Origin of the sequence: Mesorhizobium sp. M1027 (genome assembly GCF_040318745.1) — a bacterium.
Taxonomy (GTDB): domain Bacteria; phylum Pseudomonadota; class Alphaproteobacteria; order Rhizobiales; family Rhizobiaceae; genus Mesorhizobium.
This window is the reverse complement of record NZ_JAMYMW010000010.1, coordinates 123,516-145,809: the sequence shown is the minus strand read 5'-3', so window position 1 is coordinate 145,809 and position 22,294 is coordinate 123,516. Positions and strand designations below refer to the sequence as shown.

The following is a 22,294-nucleotide window of genomic DNA, read 5'->3' as shown; positions in this document are numbered from 1 at the left end:
GCCTGGTCAGGCGACGTTCTTTCTGACGCCGGGCCTCATTTGCGCGCCCGGCGCGAAAATCTCCTGGTCGACGAAGCTTAACGCCCGCATCGCGCAGCCTTCGCGGATCAGCGGCAATTCGTTCGGCTCGGTATCGAAGGAGATCGAGCCCGAGTGCTGGCCGCCGGCGGTCTGGGCGATGGCCTTGCGCAAGGCCGGCTCGATCAGATCGAAGGCGGCGGCACTGGCGCCGACCATCGCGACCGGTGCCGGATCGATCAGCGCGAACAGCGAGCCGAGACCGAAACCCAGCGCTTCGCCGGCCTTGCGGTAGGCCTCGCGTTCCGGCCCATCCTTCTCGCGCGCGCGGGCGGCCAGCGCGCGCATGTCGGCGTCGCCGACGTCGGCGACCGGTTCGCTGTCTTCGCTCATCTGCCTGGCGTTGCGCCAGATGGCATAGTTGCCGGCATAGGCTTCGATGCAGCCGCGCCGCCCGCAACGGCAGAGCGCTCCGCCCGGACGATGGATCATGTGGCCAAATTCGCCGCCCGAGGAATGCGTCCCGGTGAACAGTTCGCCCTTCAGCACAAGCCCCATACCGATGCCATGCGAAAGCAGGATGGCGATGAAGTCGTCGCGATAGCGATCCGGATTGCGCCAGCGCAAAGCCACCGCCATCATATTGCAGTCGTTCTCCACCGTGGCCGGGATGCCGAATTCGTCCTCCAGCATGTCGGCAAAGGCGATGTCGGTCTGCGGCGTGATCGGCGACCACAGCATGGCGCGTGCAGGGGAGTCGGTAATGCCCTGAATCGCCAGGGCGATGCGGGCGACACTGCGGACGTCAAGGTCTGGGTCCTCAAGCCGGCGCCGGACGATGGCCATGCATTCGCGGATCAGCTCGTCGCGCGGCATGGTCAGCGTGTCCAGCCGGCGCTGTTCCTCGGCGACCACCTGTCCCGCATAGTCGATAATGGCGGCCGACAGGAAATTCAGCGACAACACCACAGTCAGCACCGCCGCCGCTTCCGGGTTGAGGGCGAGGCCGACCTGTGGACGACCGCGTTTCAACGAAACGGGCTCACTTGCCTTGCTCTCGGCGAGGATGCCTTCCCGTATCAGGTCGGAGGAGATCGCCGATATGGTTGAATGACTGAGGCCGGTGGTGGCTGCGATCTCCGTACGCGATGGCTGGCCGGCCCGGCGCACCGCCGAGATCACCATCGCCCGGTTGCGCCGGCGCAAATCGTCATGGCGGATTCCGACCGACATCGTTTTGCTTTCCTCCCGGTTGCCGCGGCCGCTCATGAACCGGAAGCCGTCGGTAATGTCCGACAAATAGTGTCGGATGCGGCAAATAGTGTCAGATGCAGGTGGCGCTGTCATCGTTTATTCCGACGCTCGAAAAAACTCGCACAGTCATCAAAATCCATCAGAATCGATGTTGACAGCAGCCGGAGATCGGGCCAGTATTTTTTCGAGGCTCGAAAAAATTAGAGCTTCTAAGCTGGTCGTTGAGCAATTGGTCACGCCGTACGCGGCGCAGGGAGGATATGATGAAGAAATTCACGGCCGCCATTCTGGCGGGTGTCGCCATGACGCTGGCGCTGGCGTCGGTGGCGCAGGCGAAAGACAAGCTCATCGGCGTTTCCTGGTCGAACTTCCAGGAAGAGCGCTGGAAGACCGACGAGGCCGCAATGAAGGCGGCCATCGAGGCCGCCGGCGACAAGTATATTTCCGCCGACGCACAGTCCAACCCCGGCAAGCAACTCACCGACGTCGAGAGCCTGATCTCGCAGGGTGCCAATGCGCTGATCATCCTCGCACAGGATGCCTCGGCCATCGGGCCGGCCGTGCAGAAGGCACTGGACGAAGGCATCCCGGTCGTCGGCTATGACCGGCTGATCGAGAACAAGGACGTGTTCTATCTGACCTTCGACAACAAGGAGGTCGGCCGCATGCAGGCCCGCGAAGTCTTCAAGGTGAAGCCGGAAGGCAACTACGTCTTCATCAAGGGTTCGGGTTCCGATCCGAATGCCGATTTCCTGTTTGCCGGTTCGATGGAGGTGCTGAAGGAGGCCATCGACAGCGGCAAGATCAAGAATGTCGGCGAGGCCTATACGGACGGCTGGCTGCCGGCCAACGCTCAGAAGAACATGGAACAGTTCCTGACCGCCAACGACAACAAGGTCGATGCCGTGGTCGCGGCCAATGACGGCACCGCCGGTGGCGTCGTCGCCGCGCTGACAGCACAAGGGTTGGCCGGATCGGTTCCGGTCTCGGGCCAGGACGGCGACCACGCCGCGCTGAACCGCATCGCGCTTGGCACACAGACCGTGTCGGTGTGGAAGGACGCGCGCGAGCTCGGCAAGAACGCCGCCGAGATCGCCTCGCAGCTTGCCGACGGCAAGCAGATGACCGACATTGCCGGCGTGAAGGATTTCACCACGCCCGGCGGCAACACGGTCAAGTCGCTGTTCCTGACTCCGGTCGCCATCACCAAGGATAACCTCAACGTCGTCATCGACGCCGGCTGGATCAAGAAAGAAGAGGTCTGCGCCGGCGTGGCGGCTGGCACTGTTGCGGTCTGCAACTGATCCGTCGTTTCCAAGCGTAGAGAACGCCGCGGCTGTAATGCCGCGGCGTTTTTTTCAAAAAGAATTGTTTTTCCGCTTCCGGCGGATAATTTCTAGGCTGCTTCCGGCATCCGCGGCAGACGGCAACCCGGCGGGAGAAACATGATGACCGACACGACTTCCAACACGCCGGTCGACAGCACGGCGGACCGGGCGCGGGAATCCGAGCTCGGCATCGTTGCCCGGTTTCTCAAGGCAACCGAGATCGACACCCGCATGCTCGGCATGGTCGGCGCGCTGTTGGTCATCTGGATCGGGCTGCATGTCGTTTCCAGCGTACGGCTCGGCGTCAATCCGTTCGACTTCGACAGCCGGACCTTCCTGACGCCACGCAATCTCTGGAACCTCTCGGTGCAGACTTCCGCCGTGGCCATAATGGCCGCCGGAATGGTGCTGGTTATCGTCATGCGCAATATCGACCTGTCGGTCGGTTCCGCCGAAGGCCTGATCGGCGTGGTCATGGGCTTTGCGCAGGTGCATTTCTTGGTGCGAATGATCGGTCTGCAACTCGGCAACCCCTGGATCTGGATCCTGGCGCTGGCCATTGGCCTGGCGCTCGGTCTTCTTATCGGAGCGTTCCAGGGATATATCATCGCTTATCTCGAGGTGCCGGCCTTCATCGTGACGCTGGGCGGCCTTCTGGTCTGGCGGGGTGCCGCATGGTGGGTCGCCAGCGGTCAGACGATTGCGCCGCTTGATGCCACGTTCCAGCTGATGGGCGGTGGGCCGGCGGGTTCGATCGGCGCGCGATGGAGCTGGATCGTCGGAATTATCGCGTGCCTGGCGGTTGTGTTCATGCTGCTCAACGGACGGGTGCAGCGCAAGCGGTTCCGCTTTCCGTTGCGCCCGATCTGGGCCGAGACGTTCCTCGGTGTCCTCACCTGCGCTGTCATCATGGGCGCCATATGGCTCGCCAATTCCTATCCTTGGCCGGTCGGCATCGTGAACAGATACGCGGCGGCCAACAATATAACAGTTCCCGAAGGCGGGCTGTTCATCGCCCATGGCATCGCCATACCCGTGCTGATGGCTGTGGCCGTCGGGCTGATCATGACCTTCATCACCAAGCGTACCCGTTTCGGCCGCTATGTCTTCGCCATCGGCGGCAATCCGGAAGCCGCCAACCTTGCCGGTATCAACACGCGTTGGGTGACCATGAAGGTGTTCATGATCATGGGCGTGCTGGCGACGATCGCCGCGGCGATCTCGTCAGCCAGGCAGAACTCGTCGACCAATGCGCTGGGCACGCTAGACGAACTGCTGGTCATCGCCGCCGCGGTCATCGGCGGCACGTCACTTGCAGGCGGCTCCGGCACGGTGCTCGGCGCCATGCTCGGCGCACTTTTGATGCAGTCGCTGCAATCCGGCATGGTGCTGCTCGGCATCGATTCACCGCTGCAGAGCATCGTCGTCGGCGCCGTGCTGGTGCTCGCGGTCTGGCTCGATACCGTCTATCGCAAACGCGTTTAGGGAGGAGGAACGATCATGGCCGACAAGACCGCTCCCACGGGCACGCCGCTGATCGACATGCGCAACATCTCGATCGCCTTCGGCGGCATTCGCGCCGTCGACGATGCCTCGGTCGATCTTTTCCCGGGCGAGGTGATGGCTTTGCTCGGCCACAACGGTGCCGGCAAATCGACGTTGATAAAAATCCTGTCCGGCGCCTATAAGCGCGATGCGGGCCAGATTTTCGTCAACGGCGAGGAGGCTTCGATCTCCAACCCCCGCGACGCCAAGAAGTACGGCATCGAGACGATCTATCAGACGCTTGCGCTGGCCGACAATGTCGATGCGGCCGCCAACCTTTTTCTCGGCCGCGAGCTGATGACCGGCTGGGGTACGCTCGACGACGTCGCCATGGAGGCCGAGGCGCGCAAGGTGATGGGCAGGCTCAATCCGCGTTTCCAACGCTTCAAGGAGCCGGTGGTAAAGCTGTCGGGCGGCCAGCGGCAGTCGGTGGCGATCGCCCGCGCCATCCTGTTCAATGCTCGCATCCTGATCATGGACGAGCCGACGGCGGCACTTGGGCCGCAAGAGACGGCGCAGGTCGGCGAACTGGTCAAGCAGCTCAAGGCCGACGGCATCGGCATCTTCCTGATCAGCCATGATATTCACGACGTGTTCGAGCTTGCCGACCGTGTCTGCGTCATGAAGAACGGTCGGGTTGTCGGCACGGCGCGCACAACCGACGTCACCCAGGACGAAGTGCTCGGTATGATCATCCTCGGCAAGTGCCCACCCGGCGCCATTCCGGGGCCGGGCGCGCTGAAGATCGCCGCATGAACGAGAATTAGCCGGCTAATCACAAGCCGCCAAAATGTGCCAGTCGTCACCATGCTTTGGCCTGGGCATTGTGTTGGCGTCGGGACTTGCCCATAAAGATGCCGAACCGTCCACGGGACGTATCTGCAATTGAAGAAGCTGTTTCCGACCGTCGCTTTTATCGCCGTCGCGCTGATCAGCCTGACGATGGCGGGCTTTGCCTATTTTGCCACCCAGGAGGCGGCCCGCATTAAATTCGAGGCGACGGCGGACGACGCGCTTAACCGGATCGAAAGCCGCATCGACCTGGACCTGTCGCTGCTGCGCGCAACGCGAGCGCTGTTCGACGCGCGCAATGGCGGTATCTCGCAAGGCGAGTTCAAGGCTTTCTTCAACGCGCTCGACATCGACAATAATTTCGCCGGTCTGCGCGGCATCGGTTTCCTCCGCCTGGCGAAAACTGGCAACGAGGCGGCGGTCGAGCGCGACATCCTGCACGATCACGGCGCAAGCCACCCGATCTACCCCGACACGAACTTACCGTGGCGTACGCCCATCGTGCTGTTCGAACCGCTGGATCCGTCCAACAAATCCAGCATCGGCTACGACATGTTCACCGGGCCGGCGCGGCGCGAGGCGATCGAAAAGGCGATGGCCGACGACCAGCAGCACGCCAGCGGGCTCGTGCAGCTCGGCAAGGATACGGGTGCCGCGCAGACCTTTACCGGGTTCCTCGTCTTCGTCCGGCTCAATGTCGAAACCGCGCCGGACGCCGTGAACGCGACGAGATCCTCGACTGCCGGCCTCCTTTATGCGGCCTTCCGCGCCCGTGACCTGTTCCAGGCTGCGCTCAGTCGGGCACCATTGCTGCCGGTTAACACCGAGATCTATGACGGCACGGTGGACAGCGACAACCTGCTGTTCCAATCGGAAACGCCGCCTGTTTCGAGCCTCGGCGACAGGCTGCTGGTCACCCGCAAGATCACCGTCGCCGGCCGGCCGTGGGTCGTCCTGTTCAGGCCGACAAGTGCTTTCTCGCAACCTTCCTCGCGCGCCATCCCGGTGATGCTCGGATTGTTCGGACTGCTGCTTGCGGGCGCCATCGCGCTGGTGGCCCGCTATCAGGAGCGGGCCTATGAGGCGGTCTCGCTGCTTCACGAAACGACCGAAAAGAGCCTGCTGGAAAAAGACCTGATGCTGCAGGAGATGAAGCATCGCATCAAGAACTCGATCACGCGGGTGCTGGCAATCGCGCGCCAGACAGCATCGCACACCACCGACGTCCAGGAATTCTCGGCTTCTTTCTCGGCCCGGCTGCAGGCGATGGCGGCTTCCCAGGACATGCTGACGCGCTCACGCTGGCAGAAAGCCGATCTCGGCGACCTGCTGCGCATCGAGCTAGGCCAGGTGTTCGGCAGTGAGCTTCCTGAAGGGCTGCTGTCGGGACCGCAGGTTCTTCTCGATGAAAAGACGACGCAGGCACTCGGCCTCGTCTTTCACGAACTGGCGACTAACGCGCTGAAACATGGCGAAGCCGGCAATTCAGTCGGTGCGCTGAAGGTCGACTGGTCGCTCGAAGGAGGTAGCGGCGCCCGGACATTGGCTCTCAACTGGCGCGAGGCCGGTCAGAAGAAGCCCGCGACACCGGCAAAGAGCGGTTTTGGCACCAGACTGATCGATCTCAACATCACACGTGAATTGCGTGGCACAATCAGGCGCGATTTTCGCGAAGATGGCTTGAACGTGGAAATCAAGGTTCCGCTGCCGGCCTGAAACGCCATCTTGTGGGCTGCGTCGCAACAGCGCTTTGAAAGGGCAAACGCGGAGACAGGTGGCCTGCCTCCGCGTTTGCTGTTCGCCTGGAGCTCGAAACTAGTTGCAGCGAGCTGTGTAAATCCGGCCGTGACGATCTCTGTATTGGCAGTAGCCATTTTGCAGACGGCGAACCAGCAGACCGCCAATCGCACCAGCGCCGGCGCCGATCAAAGCGCCCTTGCCGCCGCCGACAGCGCCACCAATGAGCGCGCCGCCCACAGTGCCGATACCCACGTTCTCTTCCGTGGTGGTGCAGCCGCTGACCGCAACCACGGCAACCATGGCAATAATCATCTTCCGCATGAAGTCATCCTCACTTTTGTCCTCACTTTAATAAGCTCCAGCCGCCATTTAGCATGAAAGTACGGCCTTTGCCCGCACGATTTCATTGTTGATTAAGATAGTCTTTTTCGGGGCGTGCGCCGTTCGATGCTACCACGAACCCGGAAATCTCCAAGGACGCATCGAGCGTGCCGCTGGGACGCACGTTCCAGACGATCCTGTCACAGTCGTCCCTCGAGCTCCGGATCGACGGCAAGGCATCTGGCGACGAGATGTTGGGCCTGGCCCTGCAGGTCGGTGACCGCGAACGGGCACGGCCGAGTACTCGGGCAGTGGTTTCAAAGCGATCAAGCAGAGGCGAACTCGATCAGATCAACTGGGACGCTGCGGTCAGGACGATCGCGGCCATAAGCGCGACGGCGGCGAAGCGGAGGGGCGAAGCACGAGGCGCGGGCGCTGCGGACGCTTCGGGATCCTGAAAACCGCCCATCGAGACACGAGCGGCCTGTTCCAGTCTGTTCAAGTCGGCAGCCGTCAAGGCCCATTCCTTTCATTTTGTGCCAAACTCAATCGATGGATCGACACGTGGGACAGGATCGGACTTTATGGTGAACAGTCGGTTAAAGTTGGCGATGCGCAGAAGCCTTCTCGCGGCGGCGGCCGCTCGTTCAATCCGTCTCGAAATTGCCGTGAGGAACGACAAGGCGGTATTCGAGGCGGTTCCCGGTGATCTCAAGTGTCGCCGTTCCGTTCAACGATGTGGGTACGACGCGTTCAAGCGCGACGCTGCCAAAACGCTTCTCGCTACGCTGATTGTCATTGGCTCCGATCGCTTCTGCCCATGTCAGCGACAGCGCAGGCTCGCCAGCGGAAGCTGCCGTCAGATCCGCCGTCACCTCGACGAAACCGTCGCTGCGCGACAGCGCGCCATAGCTGACCGAATTGAGGGCGAGCTCATGCATGGCCAAGCCGATGTGCAAGGCGGCATTGGGGTTGAGATATGGATTTGCGCCGCGGAAACGCAGGCTGTGTACGGGGTCCGCGCCGTACCTGCCGACCTGACCGGAAACCAGCTCGCGCAGCGCTGCGCCCCGCCAGTTGGATGACGTGACCAGGTCCTGCGAGGAGGCCAGCGACTGCAATCGGCCCCGGAAACGCGTCAGGAAATCGTCAATGCTGCCGGAATAACGGCCTGTCTGGGTGGCGATGCTCTGGATGATGGCCAAAAGGTTCTTGGAGCGATGACTGACTTCACGCAGCAGCGCCTTCAGCGTCTGCTCCCGGCGTTTCTGCTCGGTTGTTTCGACCATGGTGGTCACGACGCCCTGCACCGCGCCGGTGTCGCTGCGGTCGGCGTCGATCCACACCTGAAACCAGCGGGCGCCATCATCGGCCGGCACGCTGAGTTCGAGATGTTGAGGATTGCCGGAGACGATGACGTCGTGCTTGGCGGCGCCGATACGCTCTGCCTGCGCCGGTGGCAAGATGCCGTTGTTGTCGGAGGCATCGGAAGTCCATGGTGCGCGCATGTTGCGCGCCCACACAGTTTTCATCTCGCGATCCTGGTATAGAACGGAAATCCCGGTATTGTGCAGTGCATGGAGAAGGGCCCGGCCAAGCTGCATTCCGGGATGCAAAGCGATGATCTCATCACTCCGGCCGCGGTCTTTCATTTTTCCGACTCTGGAACGCATCGGTCAATTTTGCTCAACCCACGTCAGGCTGAACGGCTCACGGAAAAATGGGTTCCAAAAGGAGGAGCTGCGGATCAAGCCCTAAAAGCGGTCCGCCGAGCGGCATCCCGTTGGAGGACACTGCCCGGCGGTGGCTGGAAACCGTTTGAGGGGTGCGGCTTCCAGTGTTCGCTTGAATGGCCGCTGGCATTCACGCCCGTCTGATCAGGCCGGCAATTAGCGATATGATCAGGAAGGCGAGAAAGATGAAGAACAATATCTGCGCTATGCCGGCCGAAGTGCCAGCGATGCCGCCGAAACCAAGCGCACCGGCGATGATCGCCACGACTAGAAATACGAGCGCCCAGTAAAGCATGATCCATCTCCTTCCAATGCTGCGGTGAAAACGTGATTCGCCTCCGTTTGTTCCACCATTTCCCGAAAAAGACGATGCTGAAAATCGTTACGGCCCGAATTGCTGCGATGTGTGCGAAAAGGTCCTCGTCAGGTTCGGCAGCAGTTGGCTGCGTATGTTAAGCCGGCGTCACGCCCCATCGGGTCCAAGAAGAGTGGCTATCCCACACCCTGGCGGCGGCAACTCGGCCGCCCGCTGTTCATGCCGCGGCTTTCGCGTGCCGGTCAAAGAACAGGGCCTGGCTGATAAGAGCCTTGACCATATCCGGGTTGAACGGCTTGGTGACGAGGAAAGCCGGTTCCGGCCGCTCGCCGGTGAGCAGGCGCTCGGGAAAGGCGGTGATGAAGATCACCGGCACCGAGGTGGACGACAGGATCTCATTGACGGCCGCGATGCCCGAACTGCCGTCGGCAAGCTGAATATCGGCAAGCACCATCTTTGGCCGCGTCTTGCCGAACATCGCCACCGCCTCGGCGTGGGTGCGCGCCGTTCCGACGACGCGGTGGCCGAGGCTTTCGACCATTTCCTCGATATCCATGGCGATCAGCGGCTCATCCTCGATGATCAGCACATCGGTTGCCACCTGGCGGGAGATCTCGTTGCTCGCCTGCGCGAGAAGTTCGGAGAATTCCTGTTCGTCGACGTCGAGAATCTCCGCCGCCTCGTCTTCGCTGAAGCCTTCAACCGCGACCAGCAGAAAGGCTTGGCGGGGACGAGGCGCAATTGCATTCAGATTGGCCGCGGCACGCTGTTCCCATGCCGACTGGGCATGCTCCTGCGGAACGCGAATGGCCACTGAGGTGAAGAGCTTGGCAAAGACCTTGTAGAGCGCGATGCGGTCGTTCGATGCGTTCGGAAAGATGTCGACATCGGCAATGATGGCCTCGAGCATTGCGGCGACCAGCGCGTCGCCGCTCTCCTGCGATCCGGATACAGCGCGCGAGAAGCGACGCAGGAACGGCAGGTGCGGAGCGATGGTTGCTGATAGGCTCATATTGGACGTCTCCCTCATATGACGTGATGCATGTTACAGCTAAAACGGTTCGCAGGGCCCAAGGGTGAAAACGCAGGTTCTGCGAAAAAGTTCCGATCATGCGGAACTAAGTATATGGGCTGGCGTTTAACGGCGGGTTGGGCAACCAGACGAGGCTGCCGCTTGCCTTGCGTTATGTGTTGAAGGGCGGCTTAAGGCTGGGACAAAAGGGCGAATGAAGAACATGACGAAAGCTACCATGGGTGGCGTTGGCAACGGGCGCCGGGCTGCTTCCCGCGACCCGCTTGGGCCGAACTCGGAAATCGGCCGCAAACTCAAACAATACTACGACGAGCTGGTCTCCGACAATGTGCCGGATCGCTTCGCCCAACTGCTCAGCCAGTTGGAAAAGGCCGAACCTGTACAAAAGAAGGACTGAGGCATGGCGGCCGTCTCCCAGGGCTTCAAGACCGACTTGCTCGGCTCGATCCCGAGCCTGCGGGCTTTTGCCGTGTCGCTGACGCAAAACGCCGACAAGGCCGACGACCTGGTGCAGGAAACATTGGTCAAGGCCTGGGACAAGCATGAAAGCTTCCAGCCCGGCACCAATCTGAAGGCATGGCTGTTCACGATCTTGCGCAACGAATTCTATTCGCAGATGCGCAAGCGCGGCCGCGAGGTGCAGGACAGCGATGGCGTCATGACGGCCAGGCTTGCCGTTCACCCGGCCCAGCACGGCCAGCTTGACCTCGAGGACTTTCGCGGCGCGCTCGAATTGCTGCCAGAAGACCAGCGCGAAGCCATTATCCTCATCGGCGCGTCCGGCTTCTCCTACGAGGAAGCGGCCGAGATCTGCGGCTGCGCCGTCGGAACGATCAAGAGCCGCGTCAGCCGCGCCCGCACACGGCTGCAGGAAATCCTGAAGATCTCCGGTGAAGACGAGTATGGCCCGGACGCAATTTCGGCTCAGGTAACCGGGTCGACGGCTGCGTGAGGCGCGGCGTGTTCGAACCGCTCCGCGCCTCAGCGGAGAGGCGTTCGCCTGCAGGCCGCCGCCACTGCCTCGAGGAGATCGTCTCCCGAATAGGGCTTGGTGACCAGCCTGACGCCGGGAAAGGATTTCTTGATCTCATCGGTATCCGAATAGCCCGAGGCGAAGACGAACGGGATGCCCGCTTCACGCAGCCGCGAAGCAAATTGGAGCGTCGAAACGCCGCTCAGCATGAGGTCGACGATGGCGACATCGAACTGCGCGGCAACGTCTTGCTGTTCGATCTCAGTCAGATCACGGGCGATGACCACATTGAGCGCGCCGTAGTCGCGGCAAAGCTGCTCGATATCCATGGCAATCAGGAACTCATCTTCCAGGATAAGAATCCGCAAACCGTCAAGTGATGCGCGCACGCCGCAATATCTCCTTAAATGCGTATCGTGAAACGAGGGAAGTCATGATCGTTATTTGGCATGCTGTCATTTAAAAAAGACGTGCCGGCGCGGATGCGTCGGCCTCGGCCCATGCAAGGCATTTGCAACGCGCGCTGCCGGAGATAGGGTTAGAAGAGGTTCGCGCCGGAACCTTGGGGTCTGTCGGGCGTTTCGACCGAGCAAAATCATGGAGAGTGAAGCAATGGCGACTGCCGCAGGTAAGGCCGGGAACGAAGCCCGCACGAATTCCGATATTGAGGCCGACATCGCACAATTGAAGGCCGACATCGATCAACTTACCAAGCTGTTGGCCAAAACTGGCGAACATGGCTACGGGGCAGCGCGGCGAGCCGCCGCCGAAGGCGTCGAGCAGTTGCGAACCCAAGGCGAGGCAGCTTTCGATAGCTTGCGCACCAACGCCAGGGACATCGAGGCGCAGATGATAGCGCATATGCGCGAAAAACCGGTGACTTCGCTGGCGATCGCCGCAGGCGTCGGATTCCTCTTCGCGCTTCTCGCGCGCCGCTAATTCTGCACGCATGGGAATGCTTGCATCGCTGATCTCGGGCCTTGCCTCGGGCGAAACCATTGCGGCGGTGCAACGCGTGCGCGTCGCTGCGATTGTCTATTCGGTCGCAGCGCTGGCGGCGCTGTGCGGCCTCGGCTTCCTCGTCGGGGCGGCCTATATCTGGGCGGCGGCCCGCTATGGGCCGATGGCAGCTTGCCTGAGCTTCGGGATCGGCTTTCTGGCAATCGCCGGTCTCATCCTGCTCGCCTACCGCATGTCGGCCGGCTCGCGCGCCAGGCGCCGGGCGAAGCGACGCAACGCCGACATGAAGGCTATCGGCATCACTGCGGCACTCGCCGTGCTGCCGGCGCTGCTCAAGGGCAAAGGTGGCCTGGCGAAGGGCGGGTTGGGCGCCATTCTCGGCCCGGCGATAGCACTCGCTGCCTACGCCATCTACCGCGAGAACGTGAAGCGCGGCTCGGATGATCCGGATACCGGCAAACGCGAATAGTTCGGAGGGGATAGTTCGGGGCAAACGATTCTGGCGCCGGTCGCAAAATGCCGGCGTCACAAATCTTCGAGCGGAATCGATATTTCGGCGACAACGCCATCCGGCCGGAATTCATGGGTCACCTCGCTGGAAATGACCTTGGCCAGGCTGCGGCGGATCAGGATCGAGCCGAAGCCATGGCGTTCGGGCGGCGCAACCCGCGGTCCGCCGCTTTCGCGCCAGGCCAGCAACAGACGCCGCGCACCCTTCCTGCCTTGTACCTTCCAATCGAGATCGACCTTTCCGGAAGAAACCGAGAGCGACCCGTATTGCAGTGCGTTGCTTGCCAGTTCATGCAGGATCAGCCCGAGTCCGACTGCCTGGTCGGGTGACAGCAAGACGTCGGCGCCGGAGATCGCCATCCGCGATTGTCCGGCGGCTTGGAACGGCTTTACCTCGATCTGCACCAGCTCGCGGATGCCGATGCCGCGCCACTCGCGGTCCGACAGCAGGCTGTGCGCAACGCCCAGTGCCTGCAGCCTGGCGCTGAAGGCGCCGAGGAATTCGCTTGGCTGGCGGGCATGGCGAACGGTCTGCGTGGCCAGCGCCTGTACAGTTGCCAACGTGTTCTTGACGCGATGATTGAGCTCGCGCAGCAACAGCCGTTGGCGTTCGTCGCCTAGCTTGCGTTCAGTGATGTCGTAATTGACGCCGAAGATCAGCGTCGGCTTGCCCTCGCCGTCGCGCTCTATGACGCGGCCGCGCGTTGCGACCCATCGTGGCGGATCGAGGCCTCTGACACGGTATTCGCCAAAATAGTCATCGCTGCCGGTCAGCGCGTCGCGAAAGCGTGTTTCGGTCTGGTGAACGTCGCGCGGGTCGATGGCGGTCAGGATGTCGCGCGCCCTCAGCCTGTTCGACTTCGGCAGGTTGAACAATTCGGGCAAAAGGACGTCGCAGTCGATCATGTCGCTGCGGATATCCCATGCCCAGCTGGCAAGCGAAGCCGCGTCGAGCGCGATAGCGCGCCGCTTTTCCTCTCGAACCAACGCGGCCTTGGCGATCGCCGCGCTGCGGGTTGCATCCTTCAGCGTGAACAGGCTGGCGGCGAGTCCAGCCAGCGCCGACAACTGGTCGAGCTGGACAGAGGAGGGATGTGCGTGCGGCTTCCGGTCGAGCACGCAAAGCGTGCCGATCAGCGCGCCGTCGATCATGATCGGCACGCCTGCGTAAAAGCGGATATGATGCTCGCCGGTGACCAGCGGATTGGCTTTGAACCGCGGATCGGCCGCCGCGTCGGCCACCACCATCGGCACGTTACCGGCTGCGATGGCATAGGCACAGAACGATGTCTCGGTTGCGGTTTCGGTCTGGTCGAGGCCGATACAGGACTTGAACCACTGCCGCTCGGCGTCGAGCAGCGTGATCAGTGCGACAGGCGTTTGCATCGCCGAAGCGGCAAGACCGCCGATGCGATCGAAATCAGGGTCGGCAGCCCTGTCCAGCGCGTCGAGGCCGTGCAGCACGGCAAGACGGTCCGCGGCGCCCACCACACGGCGAATATCGGCCGGCAGGCCCGGCGTGTTCTGGCTATTGTCGTCCACTATGCCCCCAGTGGCCGGCTCTGATTGATCAGGCCAACCGGCCCGTTTGCCGCCTTGCAGAGCCGGAACTTTCGCTGCGGGGGACCGTTACCAGCCAACGCCCCGCCAGTTACGCCTGCCGGCGCCAAATATGGAGCCAGACAATGCCAAAAACCATTCCTGAAAACAAAGCCCGTCAAGGGCGGCGGGGTCAGCATGTCCTTCGTATCCTGATCGCCGCGCTGTTGCTGGCTTTTATCGCCTGGGGCGTCGCCGAAATCTACGGCTGGATGATCGAGACGCCGAAGACCGAACAGAGCAACACGCCCAGCGGCTAGGTTCTCCCCATCGCTCGTGCCAGCTCGCATCACACAACCCCACATCACGGTACCCCACGTCAGGCAACCTTTGCCTCGGCGGCGCGCGCCGGGACGAGAACATTCAACGCGCGCGGATGGATTTCGACGGTCGTCTCGCGATCGAGCTTTACCAGTTCACCGTCCATGACGGCCTGAACTTTCCTGTTCGTCGAATGGATTTTCAAAACGGCGCGGTTTGCCTGATGGATTTCGACATGCTCGTTGCCGCGCCATTTCCCACGGGCGACGTCAAAGAGGAACCTGATCAATTCGCCGCGCCGCCGTGCCACGGTGACATAGATGCCCAGCACGCCGCCTGCCGGATCATCGGCATAGGGCAGGTGGCCCTCGCCAAACAGATTGTTGGTGATGCCGATACCGGTGATCCGGGTTTTGATCTCGGCCTCGCCGATCGTCAGCGTTACGTTCATCGCCGGCGGGTTGTTGATCGTTGCCCAAGCGGCTCGCACCGAGGCACGCATCTTCCCCAGCCGCGAGCCGAATTCCATCTTCTGGCGCAGTTGCACCATCCTGGCATGCATGCCGATCGAGAATTGATGCACGAAAGGCCGGCCGTTGGCTGTTGCAATGTCAATCGCCATCACCTCGCCGTCGGCAAACGATTTCAGCGCCGCATCGAGGGTCTGCGGAATACCGAGGCCGCGCGCAAAAAGGTTCATTGTGCCAGCCGGCAGAATTGCCAGTGCCTTCTCCCCATTCATCAAACGGGCTGCCGCGGCCGAAATGGTGCCGTCGCCGCCGCCGGCCAGCACGGCGTCGATGCCGCGCCTGGAAGCTACGCCGTCCAGTGTGGCGACGATATCCTTGCCGGCAACGATTTCGATATCGATCGAGTGGCCGGCAGTCTCAAGCGTGCTGCGCATCCGACTGGCGAAGGCCTCAACATCGATGGTGCGCAGGGTGCCGCCGTCCTTGTTCAGCACCGCTGCAAACCGCATGGCCGTTCCATTTTTTCCAGCACCTATCCGGCCGGGACGGGGTCCCAGCCGGGAGTGGAACGGCGCGGCCGAGAAAATGTTCCTTTCGACCAGCGCAGTGAATCCGAGAACCATTGACATCGTACCGGGTGCACCACGGCTTTTTTCGGAACAACAGTGTGGTCACAACGTTGTGAACATGCAGAAGACGCTGCGCCCGCAGTGACGCCAAGCGGGCAGGGCGTGCACGAAATCACCGACGAGGAGACACTAAGATGATCCGCACCCTTTTAACCACGACAGCAGTCGCAACATTGATTGCGACGGGTGCCTTTGCGCAGTCGGCGACGACCCCGGCGCCGGCGCAACCACCCGCAGTAGAGAACCCCGCTCCAGCCGCTCCGGTGCAACGGGCCGAGGGCAGCCTTGCTACCAACATCATCGGCGAATCCGTCTATAACGGCACCGGCGCCGATGCCCAGAATATCGGCAACGTCAGCGACATCGTCTTCGACGAGCGCGGCGAGGTAAAATCCGTCGTCATCGGCGTCGGCGGATTCCTGGGCATCGGAACCAAGAATGTCGCCTTCGACTACGGCAAGATGCAATGGGCAGAAAAGAACGGCGACCGCTGGCTGATAGCTCAGACGACGAAAGATGAGTTGACGGCTCAGCCGGATTTCGACCGGAAGCCTTACGATCCGCCTCCGCCGCCAGCTTCGGCCGATAATGCGGCACCCGCCGCCCCTTCGGCTTCGACCAGCGCGCAGAATACAACGCCAGCGCCTGCCGCGCCGGCTGAGCCAGTGAAGCGCGCCGAAGGCAATCTCGCCACCAATATCATCGGCGAGACCGTCTATAACGGCACCGGCGACGACGCCCAAAACATCGGCGACGTAAACGACATCGTCATCAACAAGGAAGCCAAAGCGCAATCACTGATCATCGGCGTCGGCGGCTTCCTCGGCATCGGCGAAAAGAACGTCGCCTATGATTTCGACAAGGCGCAGTGGGCCGAGAGGAACGGCGATCGCTGGCTGGTCGCGCAAACCACCAAGGAAGAGCTGCAGGCGCAGCCGGACTTCAACCGCAAGGCCTATGATCCGGCGCCAGCATCCACTGCTTCGAACGATGCCAATGCGCCTGCTACCGTCACGCCTACCGTGATGGCCAGCAACACCGCGTCGGCCAACAACACTGCGACGACCAATAACGCCGACCAGGCCGGCAAGACGGCTCAAAACGCCCCAGCGCCCGCAACGGCCGACCAGACCAAGACCGGGTCGATCGACAAGTCGACGTTGACTGAAATGCCGATCGGCCAGATCCGGGCCGAGGATCTGGTTGGAACGACCGTTTACGGCGCCAACGATGTCAACGTCGGCGAGATCGGCGATATCGTGCTGGGCGCCGATAAAAAGGTCGATGCAGTCATTATCGATGTTGGCGGGTTCCTCGGTGTCGGCGAGAAGGAGGTGGCGGTCGGCATGGACAACCTGAAATTCATGACCGACAAGAACGGCAAGCGCTATCTCTACACGAACTTCACCAAGGAGCAGCTCGAAGCGCAGGCCCCCTATGACAAGGCCAGCTATGCGCAAAACCGCGACAAACAGCGCATGATCATGCGCTAGCAGCACACAGGTCGACAGAGAAGCCCGCGCCGGCAACGGCGCGGGCTTTGTTTATATCGAGGGAAAGCCGGCGACATGGCCGGCAACGCCATTGTCCGTCAATTCGGCGAGCGCCAGAGATTGGTCGAGATGCTCGGCCCGCCAGGCAAGCAGCCTTTCGGCAAGTTCCAACCGCACCGGTAGATAGGCTGGGTCGTCAGCGACGTTGGCCAGCTCGCCGGCATCTTTTTCCAGGTCGAAGAGCAAGGGCGGCAGGCCGCCCCCGAAATTCACATATTTGAACTTTTGCGTGCGGATGACGGCGAGATTGCACTGACGCGGACCGATACCGAAATAGCGTTCTGCATCACCATCGGCGATCGAGCGGAAATCGAACTCCCAATGTGCCGCATCGCGCCAATCGTCCGGCTCCGTTGCGTCTAGGAAAGGCGCCAGCGAGCGGCCGTCGAGATGCGGCAGCACTTCGCCGCTGGTGAGCTCGAGCAAGGTCGGTGCCAAATCGGCCGCCTCGGTGAAGCGGTCGACGCTGCTGCCGGCAGCCTTGCGGCGGCGCGGATCGCGAATGATCAGCGGAATATGGAAGCTGCAGTCGAAGAAGCCGCCCTTGCCCAGCATGAAATGATCGCCCATCATCTCGGCGTGGTCCGAGGTCAGCACGATGACGGTGTCGTCCCATGCATCGGCCGCCTTGACCGCTTGCCAGACACGGCCAAGCTGCGCGTCGACCTCCGAGATCATGCCGTGATAGAGCGCCCGGATGCGCCGAAAACTATCGTCGCTCCAGTCGCGCACCTTACCCTCCGAGCCGGGGCGGAATTTCGACCGTTCCTGCCGGTCTAATTCATAGGCGAGATAGGGGTGGCTTGCTGCTTCGGCCTGCCAGCTTTCGGCGCGGTCAAAAGCTGGGCCGACGGCCGGATCGTACATGGTGTTGTAAGGCGCCGGCACGATGAAGGGCGGATGGGGGCTGATGAAGGAAAGGTGCGCGAACCACGGCGCATCGTGCTCCTGCTCGCCGAGCCAGCGGATGAATTCGCCAGCCAGGAAGGCCGACGGCGTCTCGTCCTTCGAAAAGGCTGGCGGGGCGTTGCTGATCTCGCCGTCGTTTTCCAGGATTTCGCCCGCCGGGCGGTGGATGTCGGGGGAGCCGGCGCCGGCATCGACGCCGCGCGCCTTGAGCCATGACAGCCAGGGCCTCTGGTGCTCGGGCAGAAGCTGGCGCACGGTAAAGCCCGGCAGCACGCCTTCATAACTCTTCAGCTGCGGGTCGCCAGGCGCCAGCGTGCGCGGGTCGCGCGCGGTGTCGGTATAACCGAACAGCGTCGGATCGTAGCCGAGGGCGCGCGCCCAGAGCGCTATGTTGCCGTGGCGGGCGTCGAGCGGTGTGCCGTTGCGGCAGACACGATTGTTCATCTGATAGAGGCCGGTGTAGAGGCAGGCGCGCGCCGGCGAGCAAGGTGCGGCGCCGCCATAGTGCTTCCGGAACAAAACGCCCCCGGCAGCCAGCGCGTCGGCATTCGGCGTCCTTACCACCTTGTGCCCAGCAGCTGACAGACAGCCGCCGCGCCATTGGTCGCAGGTGATCAGGAGAATGTTGGGGCGTTTTCCACTCAACCGCTGTATCCTCATGCTGGCTACATGCGTCGCTCATGGAGCGCAATTTCGGCGAGTATGCAAGCCGGTCCAGTTCGCCGAATGGTGAACAAAACCTGCTTCGTCGTTCACTTTAACAGCACAGTCTATTCTGTGTTTGCCGCCTTTGCGGTCAGGAGGCGGATGCTCATATTCGCGTGGACAGCGGCAAGGGCCGCACCGACACAAGGAAAGGAGCAACAGACATGCTCGACCACGTCAAGGGCCTGCATCACGTCACCTCTATGGCCAGCGATGCGCGCCAGAACAATGAATTCTTCACCGGGACGCTCGGCCTGCGGCGGGTCAAAAAAACCGTCAATTTCGACGCACCTGACGTCTACCACCTCTATTACGGCGACGAGGTCGGCACGCCCGGCTCGGTGATGACCTACTTTCCGTTCCCGAACATCGGCAAAGGCCGCCATGGAGTCGGCGAAGTCGGCACCACCGCTTATTCGGTGCCCGAGGGCACGCTCGGCTATTGGGAGAAACGGTTTGCCGAGCAAGGTGTCACCGGGCTGTCCCGCGAGGAGACGTTCGGGGAGAAGCGCCTTGCGTTCGCCGGTCCCGACGGCGACGGGTTTGCGCTGGTCGAGGACAGAGCGGACAGCCGTGCGCCATGGGCCAAGGGTGGCATCCCCACCGACGAGGCGATCCGCGGCTTCCACTCGGTGTCGCTCAGGCTGAAAGATGGCGGCGCCACCGAAGAGCTGCTGAAATTCATGGGTTATGAGGAGGTCGACAAATCCGGCAACGTCAGGCGGCTGGCGGTGAAGAACGGCAACGGCGCCGATGTGGTCGATATCGAATCGCTGCCAGGGGCCGGCTTCGCCAATCTCGGCGCCGGCTCGGTCCACCATGTCGCTTTCGCCGTCGAGAACCGCGCCAAGCAACTCGAAGTGCGCAAGGCGCTGCTCGATACAGGTTATCAGGTGACGCCAGTGATCGACCGCGATTATTTCTGGGCGATCTACTTCCGCACACCGGGCGGCGTGCTGTTCGAAGTCGCCACCAACGAGCCGGGCTTCGACCGCGACGAGGATACCGCCCATCTCGGCGAGGCGCTGAAACTGCCGTCGCAACACCAGCATTTGCGGCCCTATCTCGAGCAGCATCTGCAGAAACTGGAAGACTGAGGGCAAGGTTATGAGCAAGGATTCGTATATTCACAAGGTGCTGCCCGGTTCGCCGGGCGGACCGTTGCTCTTCGTCTTCCATGGCACTGGCGGCGACGAGGATCAGCTTCTGTCGCTTGGGCGCGATCTTGCGCCGCAAGCAACGATCGTTGCCCCGCGGGGCGATGTCTCGGAACAAGGCGCCGCACGCTTTTTTCGTCGTACCGGCGAGGGCGTTTACGACATGGGCGACCTCACGCGAGCGACGGACAAGATGGCCGGCTTCGTCAAGGCGCATGTCGAGGCGGCAAAGCCATCTTCGGTGCTAGGCCTCGGTTATTCCAACGGCGCCAACATCCTGGCCTCGGTGCTGTTTGCCGAGCCGTCGCTGTTCGACGCAACGGTGCTGATGCATCCGCTGATCCCGTTCGCGCCGGAGGTCAAGGGCAGCCTTGGCGGCAGCCGCATCCTGGTCACCGCCGGCAGGCGAGACCCGATCTGTCCGCCTAATTTGACGGCGCGGCTCGAAGCCTATTTGCGCGCCGATGGCGCCGATGTCACAGTCGAGTGGCATGACGGCGGCCATGAGGTGCGGCCGGGCGAGATCGAGGCGGCGCGGCAGCTGTTCGCCGTGGCGTCGGATGAAAGGACCGCAAGCCATGTCTGACCTATTGCCGGAGATTGAACTGGAGGACCGCGGCTCGAAGGGCCGCTACTTGTTGCGTGGGCCGGGCGGCGCCGAGGCGGAGATGACCTTCACCAAGATCGGCGAGCACCAGATCATCATCGACCATACAGAAGTGCCGGATGCGTTTCGCGGCCAGGGCGCGGGACTTCGCCTGGTCACCCGTGCCGTCGAGGATGCGCGTGCGGCGGGCAAGACGATCATCCCGCTTTGCCCGTTCGCCAATGCTCAGTTCCGCCGCCATCCGGAATGGGCGGACGTGCTGAAGCGGTAAGAGGCAGCCCCTCGGTGAATGACAGGAGAAAGGGTGCGCGGCTTTACCGCGTGCCCCTTCAACCACTGGCGGCGTACAAACACAAGGCAAACATGCGGGATTTGCGCAGAGCGCCCGTCTTGCCTAAGTATTGGCAACAACCGGCTCGCCTTCTGCGGACCGACCACTTCAACCGAATGGCCCCCATGACCGAATCCGATCTCGTTCCCGTCTTCGACGGCCACAACGACACGCTGCTCAGGCTCTACCAGTCGAAGGATGCGGACGTCGAAAAGCTGTTCGTCGAGGGGACGCCGGGTGGCCATATCGACCTGCCGCGCGCGAAGAAAGGCGGATTTGCCGGCGGCATGTTCGCGATCTTCCCGCCGCCTGCCGAGAAATCCAAACGCGGTACGGTGCCGCTGGCGCCGAGCGACAGCGAGCCCTTGCCGCCCGAGGTTCCGCGCGCCGATGCGCTCAACTCTACCGTAGCGATGGCCTCGATCCTGTTCAGGCTGGAGCGGGCTTCGGCGCTTACCGTCTGCCGCAGCGCCGGCGATGTGAGGAAGGCGATGGCGCAAGGCTCGATTGCGGCGGTGTTTCATATCGAAGGGGTCGAGGCGATCGACCCTGAGCTCACCCTGCTCGACGTTCTCCACGCAGCCGGCCTGCGCTCGCTCGGCATCGTCTGGAGCCGTCCCAACGCCTTCGGCCACGGCGTGCCGTTCCGCTTCCCCTCGTCGCCCGACACAGGGCCGGGGCTGACCGATGCCGGCAAGGCGCTGGTGAAAGCCTGCAACCAGCTGAAGATCATGATCGATCTTTCGCATCTCAACGAAAAAGGTTTCCGCGACGTCGTCGAGATCAGTGACGCACCGCTGGTCGCGACCCATTCAAACGTGCACGCGATCTGCGGCCATTCGCGCAACCTCACCGAATGGCAGCTCGGCGCGATCCGCGAGTCCGGCGGCATGGTCGGGCTGAATTTCGCCACCGGGTTCCTGCGTGAGGACGGCAGGATGAACGCCGACACCAGCCTCGACATCATGGTGCGCCATGTCGATTCGCTGCTGCAGGCGCTGGGCGAAGACGGCGTCGGCCTGGGCTCGGATTTCGACGGCGCCATGATCCCGGCCGTGATAGGCGACGTTGCCGGCCTGCCAAGATTGCTCGACGCTTTCGCGGCGCGCGGCTTCGGGCGCGCGCTGATCGAGAAGATCGCCTATCGCAACTGGCTCGGCATCTTGGAAAAGACCATCGGCTAAGCGGGTGATGCCGGCTTGTCCGGAACACAGTTTGGAGGCGGACTATTCGAACCTCATGCGTTTAAGCCAGTCCTGGCCAATGCCGCGGTCGCGGATGATCGGCAGCGGATCGGTCGAATCCAGCCTCGCACAAATGCGGTAGACCTCCAGCGTTTCAGCGCTCATCTCGCCGCGCTTGTAGAAGAACATGGCCGCGGCATAGCGGGTGCGGCCCGACCATTTTTCGCCGAGCGGCGTGTTGACCAGCTGCCACTGTTCGGCGGCTTCGGCGTCGATTTCGTGACTGTCGATGTCGTCGGCCATATTCAGAAATCCGCAGGCGATTGGCAGTGCGGCGGCCGAGCTTGATGACCAGCCGCGGCACCA

General features: G+C 62.3%; 26 protein-coding genes. 15 read left to right on the top strand and 11 right to left on the bottom strand.

The genetic code is table 11. The annotated features are described in order from the left end of the window. Positions 1-6: 6 nt before the first annotated feature. Positions 7-1,251: an ROK family protein gene (locus NKH50_RS20385; protein WP_352704329.1), complete on the bottom strand. Its 1,245-nt coding sequence runs from the start codon at positions 1,249-1,251 to the stop codon at positions 7-9. A 284-nt stretch (positions 1,252-1,535) separates the two neighbouring features. Between NKH50_RS20385 and xylF the strand changes: the two genes are divergently transcribed. The 4 genes from xylF (at position 1,536) to NKH50_RS20365 (ending at position 6,653) form a co-directional block, all read left to right on the top strand. Continuing rightward, the gene (gene xylF / locus NKH50_RS20380) at positions 1,536-2,576 is read left to right on the top strand and encodes a D-xylose ABC transporter substrate-binding protein (protein WP_352880700.1); all 1,041 of its coding nucleotides are present in this window, start codon (positions 1,536-1,538) and stop codon (positions 2,574-2,576) included. 144 nt (positions 2,577-2,720) lie between these two features. Continuing rightward, complete coding sequence (locus NKH50_RS20375) at positions 2,721-4,085, top strand: sugar ABC transporter permease (protein WP_352476199.1); 1,365 nt, start codon at positions 2,721-2,723, stop codon at positions 4,083-4,085. Between the two features lie 15 nt (positions 4,086-4,100). Then, positions 4,101-4,901: an ATP-binding cassette domain-containing protein gene (locus NKH50_RS20370; RefSeq protein WP_254816576.1), complete on the top strand. Its 801-nt coding sequence runs from the start codon at positions 4,101-4,103 to the stop codon at positions 4,899-4,901. A 129-nt stretch (positions 4,902-5,030) separates the two neighbouring features. Further along, the gene (locus NKH50_RS20365; protein ID WP_352880698.1) at positions 5,031-6,653 is read left to right on the top strand and encodes a CHASE domain-containing protein; all 1,623 of its coding nucleotides are present in this window, start codon (positions 5,031-5,033) and stop codon (positions 6,651-6,653) included. Positions 6,654-6,752: 99 nt separating this feature from the next. On the opposite strand, the gene NKH50_RS20360 is transcribed toward NKH50_RS20365, so the two are convergent. From NKH50_RS20360 to NKH50_RS20350, 3 genes are all read right to left on the bottom strand, one after another. Then, positions 6,753-6,998, bottom strand: a complete 246-nt coding sequence (locus NKH50_RS20360; protein ID WP_006328050.1) for a YMGG-like glycine zipper-containing protein — start codon at positions 6,996-6,998, stop codon at positions 6,753-6,755. Between the two features lie 346 nt (positions 6,999-7,344). Then, on the bottom strand, positions 7,345-7,515 hold the full coding sequence (locus NKH50_RS20355) for a hypothetical protein (protein WP_352476202.1): 171 nt from the start codon (positions 7,513-7,515) through the stop codon (positions 7,345-7,347). Positions 7,516-7,645: 130 nt separating this feature from the next. After that, a complete protein-coding gene (locus NKH50_RS20350) occupies positions 7,646-8,671 on the bottom strand; it encodes a sensor histidine kinase (protein WP_352880696.1) in 1,026 nt (341 codons plus the stop codon). Between NKH50_RS20350 and NKH50_RS20345 the strand changes: the two genes are divergently transcribed. Continuing rightward, positions 8,576-8,875, top strand: coding sequence for a hypothetical protein (locus tag NKH50_RS20345; RefSeq protein WP_352880778.1), 300 nt, complete (start codon positions 8,576-8,578; stop codon positions 8,873-8,875). The genes NKH50_RS20350 and NKH50_RS20345 overlap by 96 nt on opposite strands. On the opposite strand, the gene NKH50_RS20340 is transcribed toward NKH50_RS20345, so the two are convergent. Together NKH50_RS20340 and NKH50_RS20335 are read right to left on the bottom strand one after the other, a co-directional pair. Next, on the bottom strand, positions 8,862-9,026 hold the full coding sequence (locus NKH50_RS20340; protein WP_023678541.1) for a DUF1328 domain-containing protein: 165 nt from the start codon (positions 9,024-9,026) through the stop codon (positions 8,862-8,864). The genes NKH50_RS20345 and NKH50_RS20340 overlap by 14 nt on opposite strands. 238 nt (positions 9,027-9,264) lie before the next feature. Then, positions 9,265-10,059 (bottom strand): response regulator, encoded by a 795-nt coding sequence (locus NKH50_RS20335; RefSeq protein WP_352476204.1) that lies wholly within the window; start codon positions 10,057-10,059, stop codon positions 9,265-9,267. Between the two features lie 214 nt (positions 10,060-10,273). Here NKH50_RS20335 and NKH50_RS20330 point away from each other — a divergent pair, with 214 nt between their 5' ends. Both NKH50_RS20330 and NKH50_RS20325 read left to right on the top strand, forming a co-directional pair. Continuing rightward, entirely contained in the window at positions 10,274-10,477 is a 204-nt protein-coding gene (locus NKH50_RS20330) for a NepR family anti-sigma factor (protein WP_023678543.1), read from the top strand. A gap of 3 nt (positions 10,478-10,480) precedes the next feature. Next, positions 10,481-11,032: a sigma-70 family RNA polymerase sigma factor gene (locus NKH50_RS20325; RefSeq protein ID WP_023678544.1), complete on the top strand. Its 552-nt coding sequence runs from the start codon at positions 10,481-10,483 to the stop codon at positions 11,030-11,032. A 29-nt stretch (positions 11,033-11,061) separates the two neighbouring features. Here NKH50_RS20325 and NKH50_RS20320 read toward each other — a convergent pair whose 3' ends face one another. Further along, positions 11,062-11,382, bottom strand: coding sequence for a response regulator (locus tag NKH50_RS20320; protein ID WP_502896068.1), 321 nt, complete (start codon positions 11,380-11,382; stop codon positions 11,062-11,064). 283 nt (positions 11,383-11,665) lie between these two features. Between NKH50_RS20320 and NKH50_RS20315 the strand changes: the two genes are divergently transcribed. Then, positions 11,666-11,992 (top strand): ElaB/YgaM/YqjD family protein, encoded by a 327-nt coding sequence (locus NKH50_RS20315; protein ID WP_352880693.1) that lies wholly within the window; start codon positions 11,666-11,668, stop codon positions 11,990-11,992. Between the two features lie 10 nt (positions 11,993-12,002). After that, positions 12,003-12,482, top strand: a complete 480-nt coding sequence (locus NKH50_RS20310; protein WP_352880691.1) for a hypothetical protein — start codon at positions 12,003-12,005, stop codon at positions 12,480-12,482. Between the two features lie 56 nt (positions 12,483-12,538). Here the strand turns inward: NKH50_RS20310 and NKH50_RS20305 are convergent, their stop codons facing one another. Continuing rightward, the gene (locus tag NKH50_RS20305; protein WP_352505032.1) at positions 12,539-14,065 is read right to left on the bottom strand and encodes a sensor histidine kinase; all 1,527 of its coding nucleotides are present in this window, start codon (positions 14,063-14,065) and stop codon (positions 12,539-12,541) included. Between the two features lie 143 nt (positions 14,066-14,208). On the opposite strand from NKH50_RS20305, the gene NKH50_RS20300 reads away from it, so the two are divergent. Continuing rightward, complete coding sequence (locus NKH50_RS20300) at positions 14,209-14,382, top strand: hypothetical protein (RefSeq protein ID WP_352880689.1); 174 nt, start codon at positions 14,209-14,211, stop codon at positions 14,380-14,382. 59 nt (positions 14,383-14,441) lie between these two features. Here the strand turns inward: NKH50_RS20300 and NKH50_RS20295 are convergent, their stop codons facing one another. Beyond that, a complete protein-coding gene (locus NKH50_RS20295; RefSeq protein ID WP_352880687.1) occupies positions 14,442-15,362 on the bottom strand; it encodes a diacylglycerol/lipid kinase family protein in 921 nt (306 codons plus the stop codon). Between the two features lie 254 nt (positions 15,363-15,616). Here NKH50_RS20295 and NKH50_RS20290 point away from each other — a divergent pair, with 254 nt between their 5' ends. Further along, positions 15,617-16,975 (top strand): PRC-barrel domain-containing protein, encoded by a 1,359-nt coding sequence (locus NKH50_RS20290; RefSeq protein ID WP_352880685.1) that lies wholly within the window; start codon positions 15,617-15,619, stop codon positions 16,973-16,975. A gap of 51 nt (positions 16,976-17,026) precedes the next feature. Here the strand turns inward: NKH50_RS20290 and NKH50_RS20285 are convergent, their stop codons facing one another. Beyond that, on the bottom strand, positions 17,027-18,604 hold the full coding sequence (locus NKH50_RS20285; RefSeq protein WP_352880683.1) for an alkaline phosphatase family protein: 1,578 nt from the start codon (positions 18,602-18,604) through the stop codon (positions 17,027-17,029). Between the two features lie 209 nt (positions 18,605-18,813). Between NKH50_RS20285 and NKH50_RS20280 the strand changes: the two genes are divergently transcribed. From NKH50_RS20280 to NKH50_RS20265, 4 genes are all read left to right on the top strand, one after another. Further along, positions 18,814-19,746, top strand: coding sequence for a VOC family protein (locus tag NKH50_RS20280; protein WP_352880681.1), 933 nt, complete (start codon positions 18,814-18,816; stop codon positions 19,744-19,746). A gap of 10 nt (positions 19,747-19,756) precedes the next feature. Continuing rightward, positions 19,757-20,392 (top strand): alpha/beta hydrolase, encoded by a 636-nt coding sequence (locus tag NKH50_RS20275; RefSeq protein WP_352777830.1) that lies wholly within the window; start codon positions 19,757-19,759, stop codon positions 20,390-20,392. Next, positions 20,385-20,684 (top strand): GNAT family N-acetyltransferase, encoded by a 300-nt coding sequence (locus NKH50_RS20270; protein ID WP_352476216.1) that lies wholly within the window; start codon positions 20,385-20,387, stop codon positions 20,682-20,684. The genes NKH50_RS20275 and NKH50_RS20270 overlap by 8 nt, the downstream gene beginning before the upstream one ends. Positions 20,685-20,869: 185 nt before the next feature. Beyond that, positions 20,870-21,928, top strand: a complete 1,059-nt coding sequence (locus NKH50_RS20265) for a dipeptidase (RefSeq protein WP_352737986.1) — start codon at positions 20,870-20,872, stop codon at positions 21,926-21,928. Positions 21,929-21,970: 42 nt separating this feature from the next. Here NKH50_RS20265 and NKH50_RS20260 read toward each other — a convergent pair whose 3' ends face one another. Continuing rightward, positions 21,971-22,231 (bottom strand): hypothetical protein, encoded by a 261-nt coding sequence (locus NKH50_RS20260; RefSeq protein ID WP_352737984.1) that lies wholly within the window; start codon positions 22,229-22,231, stop codon positions 21,971-21,973. Between the last annotated feature and the right edge of the window lie 63 nt (positions 22,232-22,294).